Below are 19350 nucleotides of genomic sequence, written 5' to 3'. Positions count from 1 at the left end.
TATATCGATCAGTGGGGGCTGATATGCGCTGGTTGCGAGTGGGGTTGGTTGTGGCGGGTTGCATGTCAATCGCTGGCGCTGCTTCAGCGCAGACTCCGGGCTGGAGCCAGCCGTTTGGGAGCGCTTATACGGGCGGCATCTATGTGTCGCCGCAGGACAGTTCATTCGCCGCTCCGGCCATCTATCGATCCTTCGGCCCGCCTGCCGCGATGGGTGAAATGGCGGTTTCCCGTATCTGCACCCACGATTTCCGGGACATTGAGGCGCTGAAGTCGCTTTACCGTGAGCAATCGACGGCTCCGGGAGTAACGATTGATGCGCCTAAGACTTTTGGTGCTTCGCTCACCGGTCTTGATCTCAAGGTCGCGCAAGTGGGAGGGCAATATGAATCCGCCAATAGTGCCAAACTTTCGACCGGCCAGTTGAAGGTCTATTCGGCTGACGACACCGTGGCCTCCGATGTGCTGAAAGCTATCGGCTCCGGTTGTCGTGACCTGATCGCTAAGCATCTGAAGGCAGGGCGAGCCGTGTTCATCGCAGGACAGGCGATCCAAGCCAAGGAATTCAAGGTAGCTTTCGTGAAAGGTAAGAAGGGCAGCATAACCGTCAAGTGCCTGCTGCCGTTATTCTGCCCGAGCGGCAGCCTTTCCGGCGACAGGCAGTTCAACGAGTCGCGCAGTACTGCCGACTACGTCACATTCATGCTGGTACCTGCTGAAATTGATACCAATCGTGTCATGCTCACCCGGCGGGACGTCGGACGCTAGGCTGTTTCGGCGCATCTTACTTGCAATCGGGGGAGTGCTGAGGCGCGTGCCGCCTTGTGGCGTCACGGCGCCAATGCTATCCCGCGCCCATGAGCACCGAACCCATCGACAACATCCGCAACTTCTCGATCGTCGCCCATATCGACCACGGGAAGTCGACCCTCGCCGACCGCCTGATCCAGATCACCGGCGGGCTGTCGGAGCGCGAGATGTCCGAGCAGGTGCTCGACAGCATGGATATCGAGCGCGAGCGCGGCATCACCATCAAGGCGCAGACGGTGCGGCTGTCCTATCATGCCAAGGACGGCAAGGACTATGTGCTCAACCTCATCGACACGCCCGGCCATGTCGACTTCGCCTATGAGGTGAACCGCTCGCTCGCCGCCGTCGAAGGCTCGCTGCTGGTGGTCGATGCCTCGCAGGGCGTCGAGGCGCAGACCCTCGCCAATGTCTATCAGGCGATCGACAATAATCACGAGATCGTCCCGGTCCTCAACAAGGTGGACCTGCCGGCCGCCGAGCCGGACAAGGTGAAGGCGCAGATCGAGGACGTGATCGGCCTCGACGCGTCCAACGCCGTGCTCATTTCGGCCAAGACCGGCCTTGGCATTCCCGATGTGCTGGAAGCCATCGTCACCCGCCTGCCGCCGCCCAAGGGCGACCGCGAGGCGCCGCTGAAGGCGCTGCTGGTCGATAGCTGGTACGATGTCTATCTCGGCGTCGTCGTGCTGGTGCGCATCGTCGACGGCGTGATGAAGAAGGGCCAGCGCATCAAGATGATGCGCACCGAGGCCGTCTATGATGTCGATCGCGTCGGCGTGTTCACGCCCAAGCTAACCGTGATGTCGCATCTCGGGCCGGGCGAGATCGGCTTCCTCACCGGCTCGATCAAGGAAGTGGCGGATACCCGCGTCGGCGACACCATCACCGACGAGAAGCGCCCGACCGCCGAGGCGCTGCCGGGCTTCAAGCCGGCACAGCCGGTGGTGTTCTGCGGCCTGTTCCCGGTCGATGCCGCCGACTTCGAGGATCTGCGCGCCGCCATGGGCAAGCTGCGCCTCAACGACGCGAGCTTCTCCTTCGAGATGGAGACCAGCGCCGCGCTCGGCTTCGGCTTCCGCTGCGGGTTTCTCGGGCTGCTGCATCTGGAGATCATCCAGGAGCGGCTGGAGCGCGAGTTCAACCTCGACCTCATCGCCACCGCGCCTTCGGTCATCTACGAGATCGAGCTGAATGACGGCACGGTGATCGACATGCACAACCCGGCCGACATGCCGGACGTGGTGAAGATCAAGGAAATCCGCGAGCCGTGGATCCGCGCCGTCATCCTGACGCCGGACGATTATCTCGGCGCGGTGCTCAAGCTCTGCCAGGACCGCCGTGGCAACCAGATCGAGCTGACCTATGTCGGCTCGCGCGCCATGGTCACCTATGACCTGCCGCTCAACGAGGTGGTGTTCGATTTCTACGATCGCCTGAAATCGATCTCGAAGGGCTATGCCTCGTTCGATTACCAGATCACCGACTATCGCCCCGGCGACCTCGTGAAGATGTCGATCCTGGTCAATGCCGAGCCGGTCGACGCGCTCTCCATGCTGGTGCACCGCACCCGCGCGGAATATCGCGGTCGGGCGATGTGCGAGAAGCTGAAGGACCTCATCCCGCAGCACCTGTTCCAGATTCCGATCCAGGCGGCGATCGGCGCCAAGATCATTGCCCGCGAGACCATCAAGGCGCTGCGCAAGGACGTTACCGCCAAGTGCTATGGCGGCGACATCTCGCGCAAGCGCAAGCTTCTGGAGAAGCAGAAAGAGGGCAAGAAGAAGATGCGCCAGTTCGGCCGGGTCGAGATCCCGCAGGAGGCGTTCATCGCCGCGCTCAAGGTCGACGACTGAGCGCGGCCGTCCACGGCCTTGCCCTGTCCAAGCGCCTGCTTTCGTGCTCACATCGGCCTCCCCTAGGCACGAAAGGGAGGCTCGATCATGCACAAGTTCGAAATCTACAAGGACAAGGCCGGGGAATTCCGCTTCCGCTTCAAGGCGTCCAACGGCGAGACCATGTTCTCTTCGGAGGGCTACAAGGCGCGGGCATCGGCGGTGAGCGCCATCGAATCGATCAAGAAGAACGCGCCGGGCGCCGAAACGGTGGACACTACCCGGGAAGCCCGGGAAGGCGCGTGAGCGGGCAGCCGCTCGAACGGCAGCGCGTGGGAGGCCGCGGGGCGCGTACGTCCCGGCCAGGCGAACACCAAAAAGGCCGGGCGCTGGCCCGGCCTTTTCGTTGAGGGGGCGCCCGCTCAGATCACATAGGGCGGAACGTGGTAATACTCGTTCACCTTGCGGTCCCAGTTGCGGTCTTCCCACGCGCCCTCATTGGCGCTGGTGTGGTGGGGCGCGCCCTGAAGCTGCTCGTCGGTGATGTCGACGACGTAGCCGTCCAGTGCCTCGTCATATTTCAGCAGCGACCACGGCAGCGGGTAATAATCCTCGCCGAAGCCGAGGAACCCGCCGAAACTCATGACCGCATAGGCGGTCTGGCCACTCAGCTTGTCGATCATCACCCGCGCGATGGAGCCGATGCGATCGCCATCGGGGCGATAAACGGCGGTGCCCTCGACCTTGTCGCTGCCGATCAGCGTCATGGTTTCGCGGTTTTCGAGATTGTGCTGCGTGCTTTGCATCGAAAGCCTCCCTTATTTGCTCAGCTGCGATGTGAGGAAAACAGCCAACCTGCCCTTGCGTTCCACGATTATATCGATTTGCACGCGCTCATTTTATTGTCATGTGCTTCGAGAATGGGTGAACCATCGGCGACTTCATCTTGATACCGTCTGATGTCCGGGCCCGGCACGGCGGTGCCCGCAGCGTGGGCCGGTGTTATATTGTTCCTCGCAGCGGAGCGGAGAATCAGCGCATGGGGAGCGAGATGGGCGGCAAGGGGAGCGGGACAGGGCTGACGCGCCGCGCGGCGCTGTCGCTGGCGGGCAGGGCGGCGGCAGGTGCGGGCCTCGGTGCCGGCATGATCGGCCTCGGCATGGGTTCCGCCATGGCGCAGGATGGCGAACTGGAGGCGATCGACACGCTCAAGCCGGGGCAATATGTGTGGTACCCCGACCGCGCGCCCGATGGCTTCGTCGCCATCATCGTCTCGCTGCCGGACCAGCGCTGCTATGTCTATCGCAATGGCGTGCGCATCGGTGTCTCCACCTGCTCCACCGGCCGGGAGGGGCATGAGACGCCGGTCGGCATCTTCATCATCCTGCAGAAGGATGTCGATCACCACTCCTCGCTCTATGACGATGCGTCGATGCCCTATACCGAGCGTCTGACCTGGTCGGGCGTGTGCCTGCATGCCGGCGGGCTGCCGGGCTATCCGTCCTCGCATGGCTGCGTGCACCTGCCGCTGGAATTCTCCAAGCTGCTGTTCGGCGTCACCCATTACGGCACGCCGGTCATCATCGCCGATTCGCATTCCCAGCCGGTGGATGTGCTGCATCCCGGCCTGGTGCTGCCGGCGGATGCGACCAGCGCGATCCAGGCCGATGACCCCAAGAACGCCAACGGAACGCCCGATACCGAAGCCGCGCCGAACCCGGCCGCTGATGCCGTGTCGCTGATCGTCAGCGGCGCCGACAAGAAGCTGGTGGCGATCAAGGATGGGGCGGAAGTGCTCACCGCGCCCGTCACCATCCAGGATCCCGACACGCCGCTCGGCAATGTCGTGTATGTGCTGAAGAAGGTGGGGGGCGACGTCACCTGGACCGCCGTGGGCTTCGAGGGCAACGGCGCCGGGCAGGGAAAGGCGACCAGCGCCATCGACCGCATCACCGTGGCGCCCGAGGCCAACCAGCAGCTTGCCAGCCTGCTCGTGCCCGGCTCCACCCTGTTCGTCACCGAACTCTCGGCCGCGCCGGATACGCGCTCGTCCGGCAAGGACTTCGTCGTCCTTTCGCAGGCGATGAGCTGAGGAGGCAGGAATGAGCCACGGCGCGCGCCTTGGAGCGGCACGGGTCGCCTTGCTGGTCGCGGGGTTGGTTGCGGCCGGCCTCGCGCTGCCGGCCCCTTCCGCCCGGGCGCAGGATATCACACAGGCGAATGTCGCTCCCCTTGCCGCGCCGACGCCGCGCAATGCCGACAGCGCGACGGCCAAGCAGCTGTTCGGCGCGGTGCGGGGCCCGGCGGACCTTTCCACGCGCGCGATCGGCTTCTATTCCAAGGGGTGCCTCGCCGGCGCGCAGGTGCTGCCGGTCAATGGCAGGACCTGGCAGGCGATGCGCCTCTCGCGCAACCGCAACTGGGGCCACCCGGATCTGGTCGCCTTCCTGGAGCGCTTCGCCACGCGTGTTCCCGCGGTCTCGAACTGGCCGGGCATCCTCGTCGGCGACATGTCGCAGCCGCGCGGCGGGCCGATGCTGACCGGCCATGCCTCGCACCAGATCGGGCTCGATGCCGATATCTGGCTCACCCCCATGCCCAAGCGCAGTTTCACGGCGGAGGAGCGGGAGACGATCTCCGCCACCATGATCGTGCGGCCCGACCGGCTCGATGTCGACGCCAAGGTGTGGACATCCGCGCATGTCGCGGTGATCAAGGCCGCGGCGCAGGACCCCGAGGTCGAGCGCGTGCTGGTCAATGCGGCGATCAAGAAGGCGCTGTGCCGCGACGCCACCGGCGATCGCGCCTGGTTGCAGAAGGTGCGGCCCTATTGGGGGCACGACTACCACATGCATGTGCGCATCGCGTGCCCGACGGGCAGCCCCGACTGCCGTCCGCAGGATGCGGTGGTGCCGGGCGAGGGCTGCGGCAGCGAGCTAAACTGGTGGTTTTCGGAGGGCAATCTCCGTCCCAAGCCGCCCAAGAAGCCGGTGACGCCGCCGCCGCCGATGATGCTGAAGGACCTGCCGCCCGCCTGCCGCGAGGTGGTGCTGGCGCCGTGAAGGCCGCCCCTACCCAGGACGTCCTCGACGCTGGACGGCGCTTTCTTCTCCCTCTCCCCGTCGGGGAGAGGGGTGGGGAGAGGGGTCTTCGCCGCTCCGCAGTCGCGCCGCCCCTCACCGACCCGCTTCGCGGGCCACCTCTCCCCGTCGGGGAGAGGGCAGTGTTGATGTGGCTGTGAGGTCGGGGCCTACCCATTCAGCCGCGCGCATCCCGCAGGATCATGCCGGCGGCTTTCTCGGCGATCATGATGGTCGGCGAATTGGTGTTGCCCGACACGATGGTCGGCATGATCGAGGCATCCGCCACGCGCAGGCCGGCAATGCCGAATACCCGCAGGCGCCCGTCCACCACGGCCATGGCATCGCTGGCCAACCCCATTTTCGCCGTGCCGACCGGATGGAAGATGGTGGTGCCGATATCGCCGGCCGCGCGCGCCAGCGCCTCCTCCGTGTCGGCCACCGCGGGGCCCGGCAGCATCTCGTCCGGTCGATAGGGCGCCAGCGCGGGCTGGGCGACGATGCGGCGGGCGACGCGGATGCTGTCCGCCGCCACCCGGCGGTCCTCCTCGGCGCTGAGGTAGTTCGGCTGGATGCGTGGGGCGGCGGTGCTGTCGCGGCTGGCCAGAGTCAGCGTGCCCCGGCTCTCGGGGCGCAGATTGCACACGCTCATGGTGAAGGCGGGGAACCGGTGCAGCGGCTCGCCGAATTTGCCCAGTGAGAGCGGCTGCACGTGGAATTCGAGGTCGGCGCGTTCCTTCTCCGTCCGGGAGCGGGTGAAGATGCCGAGCTGCGAGGGCGCCATGGTGAGCGGCCCGCGCTGGAACAGCGCGAAATCCAGCCCCATCTTCGCGCGGCCGAACAGCGAGTGGTACTGCTCGTTCAGCGTCGGCACGCCGGCGACCTTGTAGATCATGCGGATCTGCAGATGGTCCTGCAGATTGGCGCCGACGCCCGGCAGGTCCTTCACGACAGGGATGCCGTGCTGCGCGAGTTCCGCGCCGGGCCCGATGCCGGAGAGCTTCATCAGGTGCGGCGAGCCGATGGCGCCTGCCGCGAGGATGACCTCGCCGCGCGTTCGCACCGTGCGTGACACGCCGTCCTGGCGATAGACGACGCCCACGGCGCGGCCATTCTCGATGAGGACGCGCTCGGTGTGGCACCCCGTCTCCAGCCGCAGATTGGGGCGCGAGAGCACCGGCTTGAGAAATCCCCGCGCGGCGCTCCAGCGAAAGCCGCGCTTCTGGTTCACCTGAAAATAGGAGGAGCCCTCATTGTCGCCGCTGTTGAAATCGGCAACCGGGGCGATGCCCGCCTGGCTGGCGGCCACGCGCACCTCGTCCAGCAGCTTCCAGGTGAGGCGAGGAAATTCCACCCGCCACTCGCCGCCCGCGCCGTGGAACGCGTCGGCGCCGAGATAATGGTCCTCGTGCGACCTGAAGATGGGCAGCACGTCGTCCCAGCCCCAGCCTTCGAGCCCGAGCTGGCGCCAATGGTCGTAATCGGCGGCCTGCCCGCGCATGTAGATCATGGCGTTGATGGCCGAGGAGCCGCCAAGGGTCTTGCCGCGCGGATAGTTGAGCGTGCGCCCGTTCAGCCCCGGCTCGGCCTCGGTCCGGAAGCACCAGTCGGCGCGCGGATTGCCGATGGCGAAGAGATAGCCGACCGGGATGTGGAACCAGATCCAGTTGTCGCGCCCGCCCGCTTCCAGCACCAGCACGCGGTGCGTCGGGTCGGCGGAAAGCCGGTTCGCCAGCACGCAACCCGCCGAGCCGGCGCCGACCACGATGTAGTCATAGCTTTCGGTTGGGTTCGGCATGGCGGGCTCCCGTTTGCATCGGCGGGAGCGTTTCGGATCGCGAAAGTCGATCGACTCTCACGGAAGACACTCACGCATTTCTCGTTGCCGGCACGCTGCCCGTGGGGCGGGCGGGCGGCAACGGGAAATCGCGCATAAGGGCTGTTCGCAAACGTGCGCAACGGGGTGCCCGCCGAGGCTGCCGTGGTCCGGGCTATTGCGTCAGCATGCCGGCGAAGACGCCCAGCGTCCGGGCGTAGACCTCCGCCTTGTTCCAGCCGAGCAGGGCTTGATAGTTCGGCTCGCCCGGGCCCCAGCCGGCGCCGGCCCGCCAGCCATAGCCGCGCAGGTAATTGGCCGTGGAGGCGAGCACATCCGTCGGACTGCGCACCAGATCGGCGCGGCCGTCGCCGTCGAAATCGACCGCGAACTTGACGTAGGAACTGGCGAGGAACTGGGTCTGGCCGATTTCGCCGGCCCAGGCGCCGCGCATCTCGTCGAGCGTGAGGTCGCCGCGCTGGTAGATGCGCAGCGCGTCAAGCAGCTGGGGCGTGAAGAAACCGCTGCGCCGGCAGTCATAGGACAGGGTAGCGAGCGAGCGCAGGATCGGCATGTTGCCGATATTGGCGCCGTAATCGGTCTCCATGCCCCAGATGGCGACCAGGATCGGGCCGGGCACGCCATAGCGCCGCTCGATCTGGGCCAGTGTCGAGGCGTAGCGCTGCAGCATCTGCTTGCCCTTGGCGATGCGGCCCTTGCTGATGCGGTTGCGCGAGAATTCCTCGAAGCTCATCTTGAAGTGCTTCTGGTTGCGGTCGAGGCTGATCACCTTGGTATCATAGGTGACGCCGTCGAGCGGGCGCAGCGCGGCGGGGGAAATGCCCTGCGACACGGCCTGCTGGCGGAAATCGCGCATCCAGGCGTCGAAGCCCGCGGCGTCGTTGCCGCAGGGGGCGGCCAGCGCCGGCCCCGCCGCGAGCGGCGCCAGAAGCGCGGCGAGCAGGCCCGCCCCGCGCCCCGCCAGTTTCATCCGGTTGACGATATGTCCGATCATGGCCGATCCCCGCGACAGCATTCTCGCGCACAGCATGCACGAGGAAGATGAACGCACGGTATCCGTGCGAGCTCAGATGCCGATCCGCCCGAAGCCGGGCAGCTTGATGCCGGGCCGGCGCAGATCGAGCCCGGCAACGGCGCCGAGCAGGTTGAACTCGATGCCCTCGACCCAGGCGAGCGTGAGCCCGGCATAGCCCCCGAGCGTGAACCGGATGCCGGTGCGCGAGGGCGCGGGGCCGAACCAGCGGCCATCGACCGGGAAATCCTTGCCGATGGCGGTGGAGGGCAGGGCGGCTGCGATTTCCGGCACCTGCGCGACGATATGGGCGATGAACGTGTTGGAGTTCGGGCCCGGCCAGGCGCGGTAGTCGCCGGCCTCGGCAAAGGGATAGGAGGCGATGGCGGCCCGCAGTTTCGGGATCAGCCGCTCCGCCGCCTCGCCTTCCAGCGCCACGACCAGCTGCGGCGCGTTGCCATACCAGCGCGCATCCGGCGGGCGGATATTGTGGCGCACCGGTGTGCCGCTCCAGCCGACCACGTCGTAGCGGTCATAGCCATCCGCGTCCGCCGGCTTGAACACGATCCAGCTATGCACCGCGAAGATGGAGCGCCAGCGCCCCACCCGGGCGGCATAGATGCGCACCAGCGCCGGAGACGCCGCGCTGGCGGGCGGCAGCGAGCCGGTGCTGGACCAGTCGGCATTGCTCCAGTTCCGCGTCCAGTCGACCGCGTGCCACTGCACCAGCGCGTGCGCGCCGAGCGGCAGGCCGAATCCGAGCAGGAAGGCGAGGGCACCGATGCGGAAGGCGCGAAACATGCCCCATGGCTTCGCCCGGGAAGCCGATCCGCACAAGTGCTTGCCGCATCGCACGCGAAAACGTGTCCGCCTGTTGCGAATGGTTCGCAATCGCATTGACACCGCCCGGTAGAGCGCGCATGTTTTTTGCGACTAATTCGCAATAGCGAGAATGAACGATGCTGGATCGGTTGCAGGCAGGCGAGGGATCGGGCGAGGGCGCGGGTTGGCGGCGGGAGCGCGGGGATCCGGCGCTCGCGGAGGTGCATGGCAGCATCAATGTTCCGAAGAAGTCGGGCATCTGGCGCTTCTTCGCCTTCATGGGGCCGGGCTATCTCGTCGCCACCGGCTACATGGACCCCGGCAACTGGGCGACCTCGCTGGCTGGCGGGTCCAAGTTCGGCTACGCGCTGCTCACCGTCGCGCTGCTCTCCAACATGATCGCCATCCTGCTGCAGGCGCTGTGCTCGCGGCTCGGCATCGCCTCGGGGCGCGACCTCGCGCAGGCCTGCCGGGATTCCTTCCCGCGTCCGGTCAGCTTCGTGCTGTGGATCCTGGCGGAGGCGGCGATCTGCGCCACCGACCTTGCCGAGGTCATCGGCACGGCCATCGGCCTCAACCTGCTGTTCGGCATTCCGCTCGAAATCGGCGTCATCATAACCGCGCTCGACGTGTTCCTTATCCTGTGGCTGCAGACGCTCGGCTTCCGCTTCGTGGAGGCTCTGGTGATGACGCTGCTGGCGGTGATCGCCCTGTGTTTCGGCGTCCAGATCGCCATGGCCGATCCGAACTGGGGCGATGTCATCCGCGGCTTCGCGCCGACCACGGAGATCGTCACCAATCCCGACATGCTCTATCTCGCGCTCGGCATCCTCGGCGCGACGGTGATGCCGCACAATCTCTACCTGCACTCGGCCATCGTGCAGACGCGGCGTCACGACAACACGATCGAGGGCAAGCGCGAGGCGATCAAGCTCGCCACCTGGGATTCCACGCTGGCGCTGATGTTCGCGCTGACCATCAACGCCTCGATCCTCATTCTCGCGGCGTCCGCCTTCCATCATGGCGGCGTGGGCGAGGTGGCGGATCTGGGCAAGGCGCACGAACTGCTCAACCCGCTGCTCGGCAGCGCCTGGGCGCCGACGCTGTTCGCCATCGCGCTCTTGTGCTGCGGCCTCAACTCCACCGTGACGGCCACCATAGCCGGGCAGGCCGTGATGGAGGGCTTCCTGCAGATTCGGCTGGCGCCATGGCTGCGCCGACTCATCACCCGCTCCATCGCCATCGTGCCGGCGGCGGCGGTGACGATCGCCTATGGCGAGAGCGGGGCGGGATCGCTGCTGATCCTCAGCCAGGTGGTTCTCAGCCTGCAACTGCCCTTCGCCGTGGTGCCGCTGATCCTGTTCACCGCGAACCGCGCCAAGATGGGCACGCTCGCCGCGCCGCGCTGGCAGATCGTGCTCGCCTCGCTCGCCGCCGCGCTGATCATCTCGCTCAACATGAAGCTGCTCTACGACTTCTTCCTCGGCGCCTGATCGCGGCGCCGGATCACGGCTGCATGAGCGCCGGCGCGCCCGTCACGCGGCGTCTTGCGCCGGCTCGGCTCTCGCGCTCTCATGGCCCGGCTGCGTCGCGCCGCGGCGAGGGAGGGCGAAGGTGGAGAGCGGAACCAGTTTCTTCGGCGATCTGCTCGGCACCATTGCCGAGCGCGGCCGGGCGCTGCTCGACCTCGGGCGCGAGCGCCGGCCGGCCGGGGCGGTGCGGGCGGCCGGCATCATCGATCTGTGCGAACGGCTGCTGTCGGGGCGGGGCGAGGCCTCGGGCGTGGCGCTGGCACGGGAGATCCTCACCGCCTATGCGGCGCTGAAGACCGGCGAGCGGGTGGCCTTCTTCGAGGCGCTGGCACGGTCGTTCGGGCCCGACGCGGTCCGGCTCGACGCGGCCATCGCCGCCCATGCCGCCCATCCCTCCACCCGCACGGTGGCCGAACTCCATGCCGCCAGCGAGCCGCGCCGGCAGGAACTGATCCGCCGGTTCAACCTCGCGCCCGGCGCGACCGGGCGGCTTGTGGCGATGCGCGCGGATCTTCTGGATTGCATGGCCCGCCGCGCGGATCTTGTCGAAGTCGACCGCGATTTCGTGCATCTGTTCGCTTCGTGGTTCAATCGGGGGTTTCTCGTGCTGCGCCGGATCGACTGGTCGACGCCCGCCAACGTCCTGGAAAAGATCATCCGCTACGAGGCCGTGCACGAGATTCGCGACTGGAACGACCTGCGCGCCCGTGTCGATTCGCCGGACCGGCGCTGCTACGCCTTCTTCCACCCCGCCTTGGTGGATGAGCCGCTGATCTTCGTCGAGGTCGCGCTCACCCGCGAACCGCCCGCCGCCATCGCGCCGATCCTGGCATCCGGGCGCATCCCGCTCGACCCGGCGAATGCCCGGACGGCGGTGTTCTATTCCATCTCGAACTGCCAGCGTGGCCTCGGGGGCGTCACCTTCGGCAATTTCCTCATCAAGCAGGTGGTGGAGGAAATTTCCCGCGAGTTTGCCAACCTCTCGACCTTCGTCACCCTGTCGCCGGTGCCGGCCTTCCGCGCGTGGCTGGATGGGGAGCGCCAGAATGACGCCTCGCGCCTCCTCACCCCGGAGGACCGTGCCGCGCTCGCCGCAATGGACGCGCCGGAGGGGCCCGATGAGGCCGCCCGCGCGGCGCTGCGCCCGCTTATCGAGGCGCTGGCGGCGCATTTCTTTCTCGTCGCCCGCTCGCCCAAAGGCCGGCCGCTCGATCCCGTCGCGCGCTTCCACCTGGGCAACGGCGCCCGGCTGGAGCGCATCAACCCGTTCGGCGATCTCTCCGCGCGCGGCCTGCAGCAGGCGGCGGGGCTGATGGTGAACTACCGCTACATCCTCGCCGATATCGAGAAGAACCACGAGGCCTTCTTCGACAAGGGCGAGATCGTCGCCAGCAGCCCCGTGCGCAAGCTGCTGCGGGCCGAGAGCGAGGTGCGGCCCGCCACCGTCAAGGAAACGGCGGACTGATTGGAAACGGCGGGCTGATTGGCGCGCTGCCGGGACCCGTGCCCTTGACAGGGGCGCCGGCCTTATGCCCGATGCCCGCACCCTGGCTGTCGGGAGAACCCTGCGTCCCATGCGTTTCCTACCCCATCTCCTGAAGCGGTTCGTCCACAAGGGGCGCCTTGTCGTTATCGGCCCGGATGGCGTTCGCCATGCGTTCGGCACGGGTGAGGACGGCCCCGAGGTCGTCATTCGCCTGCATGACGACAAGCTGGACCGCGAGCTGTTCTTCAATCCGGAGCTGGTTTCGGCCGAAGCCTACATGGATGGGCGGCTGACCTTCGAGGACGGCTCCAGCGTCTATGATTTCCTCTATCTGTTTTCGATCAACCGGCGCGGCCTCGCCTCGCACCCGGTGCAGCAGGCGCTCAGGCGCGGCTGGCGGGCCTTCAAGCGCTGGCACCAGTCCAACCCGCTGGGGAAGTCGGCCAAGAACGCGCAGAGCCATTACGACCACCCGCCCGAATTCTACCGGCTGTGGCTCGACAGCCAGATGATCTATTCATGTGCCTATTTCCCGACGCCCGAGGCGTCGCTGGAAGAGGCGCAAGAGGCAAAGCTGCGCCATATCGCGGCCAAGCTGAAGCTGGAGCCCGGCATGCGCGTGGCCGAGATCGGCTCAGGCTGGGGCGCGCTGGCCATCTATCTCGCCAAGCTCGGCGTGCACGTCACCGCCATCAACGTCGCCACCGAACAGCTGGCGGAATCGAGGAAGCGGGCCGAGGCGGCGGGCGTGCTCGACCGCATCACCTTTTTCGAGCGCGATTATCGCGAACTGACCGGCACCTATGACCGCATCGTCTCCGTCGGCATGATGGAGCATGTCGGCGTCAATCACTTTGACGAGTATTTCGGCACGGTGAAGCGGCTGCTGGCGCCCGGCGGCTTCGCCATGATCCACGCCATCGGGCGCATGTCGCCGCCCGGCACCACGGCGCCGTTCATCCGCAAATACATCTTCCCCGGCGGCTACGTGCCGGCCATGTCGGAAGTGTTCACCTCGCTGGAGCGGGTCGGGCTGTGGACCGCCGACTGCGAGATCCTGCGGCTGCACTATTACTGGACCATCCGCCACTGGCGGATCAATTTCGAGGCCAAGCGCCCCGAGGTGGTGGCCATGATGGGCGAGCGCTTCGCCCGCATGTGGGAGTTCTATCTCGTCGCGGTCGAGCTGGGCTTCCTGCACGGCTCGAACATGGTCTACCAGCTGCTGCTGTCCAATGACCGCGACGACGTGCCCGTCATCCGCGACTTCATCGTGGACGAGGAGCGCCGGCTGGCCGTCCACGACGCCTGAGCGGCGAGGCTGGCCGGGACTGTTCCGTTCGGCCTCCGGTGGGCCGGCTCAGTTCGGCCGGCCGGTGCCGTAGGCGGCGAGGAAGACGCGGACCGCGCGGTTGACGTTTTCCTCGATCTGCGCCGGCGTAGGGGTGGGGGCATCGCTGAACAGCAGCGCCTTCACCATGTTGCCTTGGCAGATATTGAAGAAAACATGCGCGGCGGCGAGTTCATCGTCGAGCTGCAGCCGGCCGAGTTCGGCCTGCTCGTGCAGAAGCTGGGCGAGGCGCTGCCCGCCATGGCAGGGCCCGGCATCGTAGAAGGTGCGACCGATGCGCGGGAATTTCTCGGCGGCGCCCATCACCATGCGCAGCAGGCGGATATGGTCGGGCTGCACCATCATGGTCATGAACGAGGTGCCGATGCGGCGCAGCAGGGCGTCCACGTCGGTGATCGAGGCATCGACCGTGAACAGGCTCTCGGCCGAGCGCATGCGGTCATTCTGCACCAGTGCTTCGAACAGCTCGGCCTTGCCGCTGAAATAGGCGTAGATCGTCGCCTTGGAGACGCCCGCCGTCTTGGCGACCTCGTCCATGCTGGCGCCGTCGAACCCCTTGTCGAAAAAAGCGCGGCGTGCGCCGTCGATGATGTCGCGGCGCTTGGACGATTCAGCGTCGGCGCGCGATGCGCCGCGCCCGGGCGCCATCCCGGCGTCACTCGTGCTCATGGCTTCTCCATCCTCGACACGGGCTCGCGAACGGATCGGGGCTCGTGAAGGGCTTGCGTCTGAGGAGTTGACTAGACGGTTTAGTTTGATATGTAAAGTCGCAGATGAACTAAACGGTTTAGTTGACCCTCGGTGAGGTGAGCCATGGCTCAGGCGGAAGCGAAGACGATGGAGATCGGGGAGGGCGGGGCCGTTCGCGGTTCGGAATCCGCGACGCTCGTGACGCTGAAGAAGCCCGATACCGCGCCGGGCGACCATGGCGCCCTGTCTTCTCCCCCGGCACGGCCGCGGCGGCGCGGGCACAAGCGGCTGGTGCTGGGCGTGCTGCTCGTCGCCGCGCTGGGTGGCGCCGGCTATTACGGCGCGCACTGGTGGCGCGTCGGCCGTTTCATGGTGTCGACCGACGACGCCTATGTGGGCGCCGATATGTCCATCCTGTCGGCCAAGGTGGGCGGCCACATCGTGGCGCTCGAGGTCGAGACCAACCATCCGGTGAAGGCCGGCGATGTCATCGCGCGCATCGACGACGGCGACTATCTCCTCTCCCTCAAGGCCGCCGAGGCGAAGATCGCCACTCAGCAGGCCACGATCCGCCGCTTCGGCGAGCAGATCGCCGCCGGGCAGGCGAGCGTCGACCAGGCAAAGGCCCAGCTTGTGTCGGTCGAGGCGGAACTCAACCGCACGCAACTGGAATTCGATCGCCAGTCCGAGTTGGTCAAGTCGCAATATTCCAGCCGCGCCACGCTCGACAATGCGCGCGCCGACCGTGACAAGGCGCAGGCGGCGGTCGATGCCGCCAAGGCCGCGGTCACCTCGGCCGAAGCCAATATCGACGTGCTGAAGGCCCAGCGCACCGAGGCGTCGCAGGTGCAGGGCGAGCTGGAAAATGCCCGCCAGCAGGCCCAGCGCGATCTCGACTTCACGGTGGTGCACGCGCCGTTCGACGGCGTCATCGGCAATCGCGCGGTGCAGGTCGGCCAGCTGGTGCAGGTCGGCACCCGGCTTGTCGCGCTGGTGCCGATCGATCAGGTCTATGTCGACGCGAACTTCAAGGAGACCCAGCTCGGCAAGCTCAAGCCGGGCCAGAAGGTCGACATCGCGGTCGATGCCTATCCGGACGAGGAGTTCCACGGCCACGTGGTCAGCGTGGCGCCAGCCTCCGGCTCGGTGTTCAGCCTGCTGCCGCCGGAAAACGCCACCGGCAACTTCACCAAGATCGTCCAGCGCGTGCCGGTTCGCATCGAACTCGACCAGAGCGACCGCGACAAGGGCGAACTGCGTCCGGGCATGTCCGTGGTCGCCACCGTCGATATACGCGGCGGCGCCTGAGCGAGGCTGCGACCATGGCCGATGCAACGATCACAGCGGGAGGCGCGCCGCGCGCGGCCTCCACCGACGGGCGGCGCATGTTCGCCTTCCTGTGCATGGTGTTCGGCATGTTCATGGCGATCCTGGACATCCAGATCGTCTCCGCCTCGCTCTCCGAAATCCAGGCCGGGCTCGCCGCTTCGTCGGATGAGATTTCCTGGGTGCAGACCAGCTATCTCATCGCCGAGGTGGTGATGATCCCGCTGTCCGGCTTCCTGTCGCGGGCGCTGTCGACGCGCTGGCTGTTCGCCGCCTCGGCGGTGGGCTTCACGCTCATGAGCTTCATGTGCGCGACGGCGACCAGCATCAACGAAATGATCGTCTACCGCGCGCTGCAGGGCTTTCTCGGCGGCGGCATGATCCCGACCGTGTTCGCGGCGGCCTACACCATCTTCCCGCGCTCGAAGCTGCCGATCGTCACCCCGCTGATCGGCCTCGTGGCCACGCTGGCGCCGACCATCGGCCCGACCATCGGCGGCTACCTCACCGACCTGTTCTCCTGGCACTGGCTGTTCCTGGTGAACATCGTGCCCGGCATCTTCGTCGTCATCGCCACGGTGACGCTGGTGGATTTCGATGAGCCGGACTTCTCCCTGCTGCAGCGCTTCGACTGGTGGGGTCTCCTCTTCATGGCCGGCTTCCTCGGCAGCCTCGAATTCGTGCTGGAGGAGGGGCCGACCAACGACTGGTTCGAGGACCGGGCGATCTTCTTCTTCGCCATCGTCGGTGGGCTCTCGTCCTTCGCCTTCTTCGCCCGCGTGCTGCTGGCGCGCGATCCGGTGGTGGACCTCAAGGCCTTTGCCAACCGCAATTTCTCGGTCGGCTCCGCCTTCAGCTTCGTGGTCGGCATCGGCCTCTATGGCCTGACCTATCTGTACCCGCTCTATCTCGCCCGGGTGCGCGGCTATTCGGCCTTGCAGATCGGCGAGACCATGTTCGTCTCCGGCCTCGCCATGTTCTTCATGGCGCCGGTCGCCGGGCGGATGGTGGCGAAGGTCGATCCGCGCCTGATGATCGCCTTCGGCTTCGCGGTCTTCGCGGTCGGCACCTGGCAGATGACGGGGATCACCAAGGATTTCGACTTCGGGGAATTGCTGGTGCCGCAGATCCTGCGCGGCGTCGGCATCATGATGGCGATGATCCCGATCAATAATATCTCGCTCGGCACGCTGCCGCCCTCGCAGATCAAGAACGCCTCCGGCCTGTTCAACCTGATGCGCAATCTCGGCGGCGCGGTCGGGCTGGCGCTCATCAACACCGTGCTGAACGACCGCTGGGACCTTCACCTCGCTCGTCTGCATGAAAGCGTGCAATGGGCCAGCGCGACGGCGGTCGAGCGGCTCGACACGATGACGAAGGCCATGGGCTCGCTCGGCTCGGATGCCGAGGCGGCCGCGCTGAAGAGACTGGCCGGCCAGGTGCGTCTGCAGGCCGAGGTGATGGCCTTCTCCGATGTCTTCCTGGTGCTGACCGTGCTGTTCGTGGTGCTGTTCTTCTGCACGCCGCTGATGAGCCGGCCGAAGGCGATGGGCGGCGGCGGGGGGCATTGACCCCGCCCGGACCCGCCGGTCAGGCTGCTCGTCAACGCCGCCGGTCAACGCTACCGGCCAACGCTGCCGGTCAACGCTGCTCTTGCCGTTGGGCCGGCTCTCGGCTAAACAGCGTGTCCAGAGAGCAACCTCGCGAGAGCCGAGCCGTGACGCCTTCGTCCGCCCGCTGCTATTCCGCGACCCCGGCCGCCCTGCGGTTCACGGGGAAGGCTCTCCTTGCGTCCGGCCTGCTTCTTCTTAGCCGCCCCTGAGGGCCGGCCGGGCTGATGCCTGGGCGCTCAGGGGATGATGCCTCCACGCCACCGCCTGAAAAGCTGAATTTGCGCCGGACGAAGCCGAGAGGGATATGAACCCGCGCGGCTCCCGGCGCCCGCAGACAAGAAGGAACGCCCCCGATGTCCGCCATGAACGCCACAAGCGCCGCCGCCGCTTCCACCGAGACGGACCGCGTCATCATCTTCGACACCACGCTGCGCGATGGCGAGCAGTGCCCCGGCGCCTCGATGACCTTCGAGGAAAAGCTGGAAGTGGCCGACCTCCTCGACACGATGGGCGTCGATGTCATCGAGGCGGGTTTCCCGATCGCCTCCAATGGCGATTTCGAGTCGGTCGCCGAGATTGCCCGCCGCACGAAGCGCGCGGTGATCGCCGGCCTCGCCCGCGCCATTCCCGCCGACATCGCCCGCGCCGGCGAGGCGGTGAAGCATGCGCAGCGCCCGCGCATCCACACCTTCGTCTCGACCTCGCCGATCCATCTCGAATTCCAGATGCGCAAGACGCAGGATCAGGTGATCGACATCATCACCGCCACGGTCAGCCAGGCGCGCAACCTGATCGACGACATCGAATGGTCGGCGATGGATGCCACCCGCACGCCGCTCGATTATCTGGTGCGCTGCGTGGAAACCGCGATCAGGTCCGGCGCCACCACCATCAACCTGCCCGACACGGTGGGCTACGCCACCCCGTCCGAATATGAGGCGATGTTCCGTAACGTGCGCGAGCGCGTGCTCGACCGCGTGCCCAACCCGGAAAAGATCGTGTTCTCCGCCCATTGCCATGACGATCTCGGCCTCGCCGTGGCCAATTCGCTGGCGGCGCTGGCCGGCGGCGCGCGGCAGATCGAATGCACGGTCAACGGCCTCGGCGAGCGCGCGGGCAACGCGGCGCTGGAAGAGGTGGTGATGGCCATCCGCACCCGCGCCGATGTGCTGCCCTACCAGACTGGCATCGACGCCACGCTGGTGACGCGCGCCTCCAAGCTGGTCTCGGCGGTGACGAGTTTCCCCGTGCAGTACAACAAGGCCATTGTCGGCCGGAATGCCTTCGCCCATGAGAGCGGCATCCATCAGGATGGCATGCTCAAGAACAACACGACCTATGAGATCATGACGCCCGACAGTGTCGGCGTGTCCAAGACCTCGCTGGTCATGGGCAAGCATTCCGGTCGCGCGGCCTTCCGCGACAAGCTGAAGGCGCTGGGCTACGAGCTGGGCGAGAACGCGCTGAACGATGCCTTCGCCCGCTTCAAGGACCTCGCCGACCGCAAGAAGGTGGTTTACGACGAGGATATCGAGGCGCTGGTCGATCAGGAGATCGCCGCCGCGCATGACCGCATGAAGCTGGTGTCGCTCTCCGTCATCGCCGGTAGCCACGGCCCGCAGCGCGCCACCATGAAGATGGCGGTGGATGGCGTCGTCACTACCGAGGAATGCGAGGGCAACGGTCCGGTCGATGCCGTGTTCAACTGCATCAAGGCGATCGTGCCGCATGCCGCCAAGCTGGCGCTCTACCAGGTGCATGCCGTCACCGAGGGCACGGACGCGCAGGCCGAAGTGTCGGTGCGGCTGGAAGAGGGCGACAAGGCGGTGACGGGGCGCGGTTCCGATCCGGATACGCTGGTCGCCTCGGCGCAGGCCTATATCATCGCGCTCAACAAGCTGCAGACCAAGCGCCAGAGCCTCAACGCGCAGGCCCAGCCGGCGGCGGAGTGACGGGTGAG

Annotated in this window: 16 protein-coding genes; 11 read left to right on the top strand and 5 right to left on the bottom strand. The window is 66.6% G+C overall.

The window, feature by feature from the left end:
* Nucleotides 1–62 precede the first annotated feature (62 nt).
* From QOZ99_RS01865 to QOZ99_RS01855, 3 genes are all read left to right on the top strand, one after another.
* Nucleotides 63–767 (top strand): hypothetical protein, encoded by a 705-nt coding sequence (locus QOZ99_RS01865; RefSeq protein WP_306888178.1) that lies wholly within the window; start codon nucleotides 63–65, stop codon nucleotides 765–767.
* 89 nt (nucleotides 768–856) lie between these two features.
* Nucleotides 857–2662, top strand: a complete 1806-nt coding sequence (gene lepA, locus QOZ99_RS01860; protein WP_306888177.1) for a translation elongation factor 4 — start codon at nucleotides 857–859, stop codon at nucleotides 2660–2662.
* Between the two features lie 87 nt (nucleotides 2663–2749).
* Nucleotides 2750–2947, top strand: a complete 198-nt coding sequence (locus tag QOZ99_RS01855; protein WP_306888176.1) for a YegP family protein — start codon at nucleotides 2750–2752, stop codon at nucleotides 2945–2947.
* A 116-nt stretch (nucleotides 2948–3063) separates the two neighbouring features.
* Here QOZ99_RS01855 and QOZ99_RS01850 read toward each other — a convergent pair whose 3' ends face one another.
* The gene (locus tag QOZ99_RS01850; protein WP_306888175.1) at nucleotides 3064–3447 is read right to left on the bottom strand and encodes a PRC-barrel domain-containing protein; all 384 of its coding nucleotides are present in this window, start codon (nucleotides 3445–3447) and stop codon (nucleotides 3064–3066) included.
* A gap of 233 nt (nucleotides 3448–3680) precedes the next feature.
* Here QOZ99_RS01850 and QOZ99_RS01845 point away from each other — a divergent pair, with 233 nt between their 5' ends.
* Together QOZ99_RS01845 and mepA are read left to right on the top strand one after the other, a co-directional pair.
* Nucleotides 3681–4733 carry a L,D-transpeptidase gene (locus tag QOZ99_RS01845; RefSeq protein WP_306888174.1) on the top strand — a complete coding sequence of 351 codons (1053 nt, stop codon included), beginning with the start codon at nucleotides 3681–3683 and terminating at the stop codon, nucleotides 4731–4733.
* A 10-nt stretch (nucleotides 4734–4743) separates the two neighbouring features.
* On the top strand, nucleotides 4744–5703 hold the full coding sequence (mepA, locus tag QOZ99_RS01840; protein ID WP_306888173.1) for a penicillin-insensitive murein endopeptidase: 960 nt from the start codon (nucleotides 4744–4746) through the stop codon (nucleotides 5701–5703).
* Nucleotides 5704–5899: 196 nt separating this feature from the next.
* Here mepA and QOZ99_RS01835 read toward each other — a convergent pair whose 3' ends face one another.
* From QOZ99_RS01835 to QOZ99_RS01825, 3 genes are all read right to left on the bottom strand, one after another.
* The gene (locus tag QOZ99_RS01835; protein WP_306888172.1) at nucleotides 5900–7519 is read right to left on the bottom strand and encodes a GMC family oxidoreductase; all 1620 of its coding nucleotides are present in this window, start codon (nucleotides 7517–7519) and stop codon (nucleotides 5900–5902) included.
* Nucleotides 7520–7712: 193 nt separating this feature from the next.
* Nucleotides 7713–8552, bottom strand: a complete 840-nt coding sequence (locus QOZ99_RS01830; RefSeq protein WP_306888171.1) for a lytic murein transglycosylase — start codon at nucleotides 8550–8552, stop codon at nucleotides 7713–7715.
* A 72-nt stretch (nucleotides 8553–8624) separates the two neighbouring features.
* Nucleotides 8625–9371: a DUF3750 domain-containing protein gene (locus QOZ99_RS01825; protein WP_306888169.1), complete on the bottom strand. Its 747-nt coding sequence runs from the start codon at nucleotides 9369–9371 to the stop codon at nucleotides 8625–8627.
* Between the two features lie 158 nt (nucleotides 9372–9529).
* Here QOZ99_RS01825 and QOZ99_RS01820 point away from each other — a divergent pair, with 158 nt between their 5' ends.
* From QOZ99_RS01820 to QOZ99_RS01810, 3 genes are all read left to right on the top strand, one after another.
* Nucleotides 9530–10885, top strand: coding sequence for an Nramp family divalent metal transporter (locus QOZ99_RS01820; protein ID WP_306888168.1), 1356 nt, complete (start codon nucleotides 9530–9532; stop codon nucleotides 10883–10885).
* 121 nt (nucleotides 10886–11006) lie between these two features.
* On the top strand, nucleotides 11007–12389 hold the full coding sequence (locus QOZ99_RS01815) for a malonyl-CoA decarboxylase (RefSeq protein ID WP_306888167.1): 1383 nt from the start codon (nucleotides 11007–11009) through the stop codon (nucleotides 12387–12389).
* A 109-nt stretch (nucleotides 12390–12498) separates the two neighbouring features.
* The gene (locus QOZ99_RS01810) at nucleotides 12499–13722 is read left to right on the top strand and encodes an SAM-dependent methyltransferase (protein ID WP_306888165.1); all 1224 of its coding nucleotides are present in this window, start codon (nucleotides 12499–12501) and stop codon (nucleotides 13720–13722) included.
* Between the two features lie 48 nt (nucleotides 13723–13770).
* On the opposite strand, the gene QOZ99_RS01805 is transcribed toward QOZ99_RS01810, so the two are convergent.
* Complete coding sequence (locus QOZ99_RS01805; RefSeq protein ID WP_306888163.1) at nucleotides 13771–14430, bottom strand: TetR/AcrR family transcriptional regulator; 660 nt, start codon at nucleotides 14428–14430, stop codon at nucleotides 13771–13773.
* Between the two features lie 144 nt (nucleotides 14431–14574).
* On the opposite strand from QOZ99_RS01805, the gene QOZ99_RS01800 reads away from it, so the two are divergent.
* The 3 genes from QOZ99_RS01800 (at nucleotide 14575) to QOZ99_RS01790 (ending at nucleotide 19342) form a co-directional block, all read left to right on the top strand.
* Nucleotides 14575–15759 (top strand): HlyD family secretion protein, encoded by a 1185-nt coding sequence (locus tag QOZ99_RS01800; protein WP_306888162.1) that lies wholly within the window; start codon nucleotides 14575–14577, stop codon nucleotides 15757–15759.
* 14 nt (nucleotides 15760–15773) lie between these two features.
* Nucleotides 15774–17348, top strand: coding sequence for a DHA2 family efflux MFS transporter permease subunit (locus QOZ99_RS01795; RefSeq protein WP_306888161.1), 1575 nt, complete (start codon nucleotides 15774–15776; stop codon nucleotides 17346–17348).
* Nucleotides 17349–17752: 404 nt separating this feature from the next.
* Nucleotides 17753–19342: a 2-isopropylmalate synthase gene (locus tag QOZ99_RS01790; protein ID WP_306888430.1), complete on the top strand. Its 1590-nt coding sequence runs from the start codon at nucleotides 17753–17755 to the stop codon at nucleotides 19340–19342.
* Nucleotides 19343–19350 lie beyond the last annotated feature (8 nt).

The organism is Ancylobacter amanitiformis, assembly GCF_030814815.1.
Lineage (GTDB): Bacteria > Pseudomonadota > Alphaproteobacteria > Rhizobiales > Xanthobacteraceae > Ancylobacter > Ancylobacter amanitiformis.
This window is presented reverse-complemented; position numbering and strand designations above follow the sequence as displayed.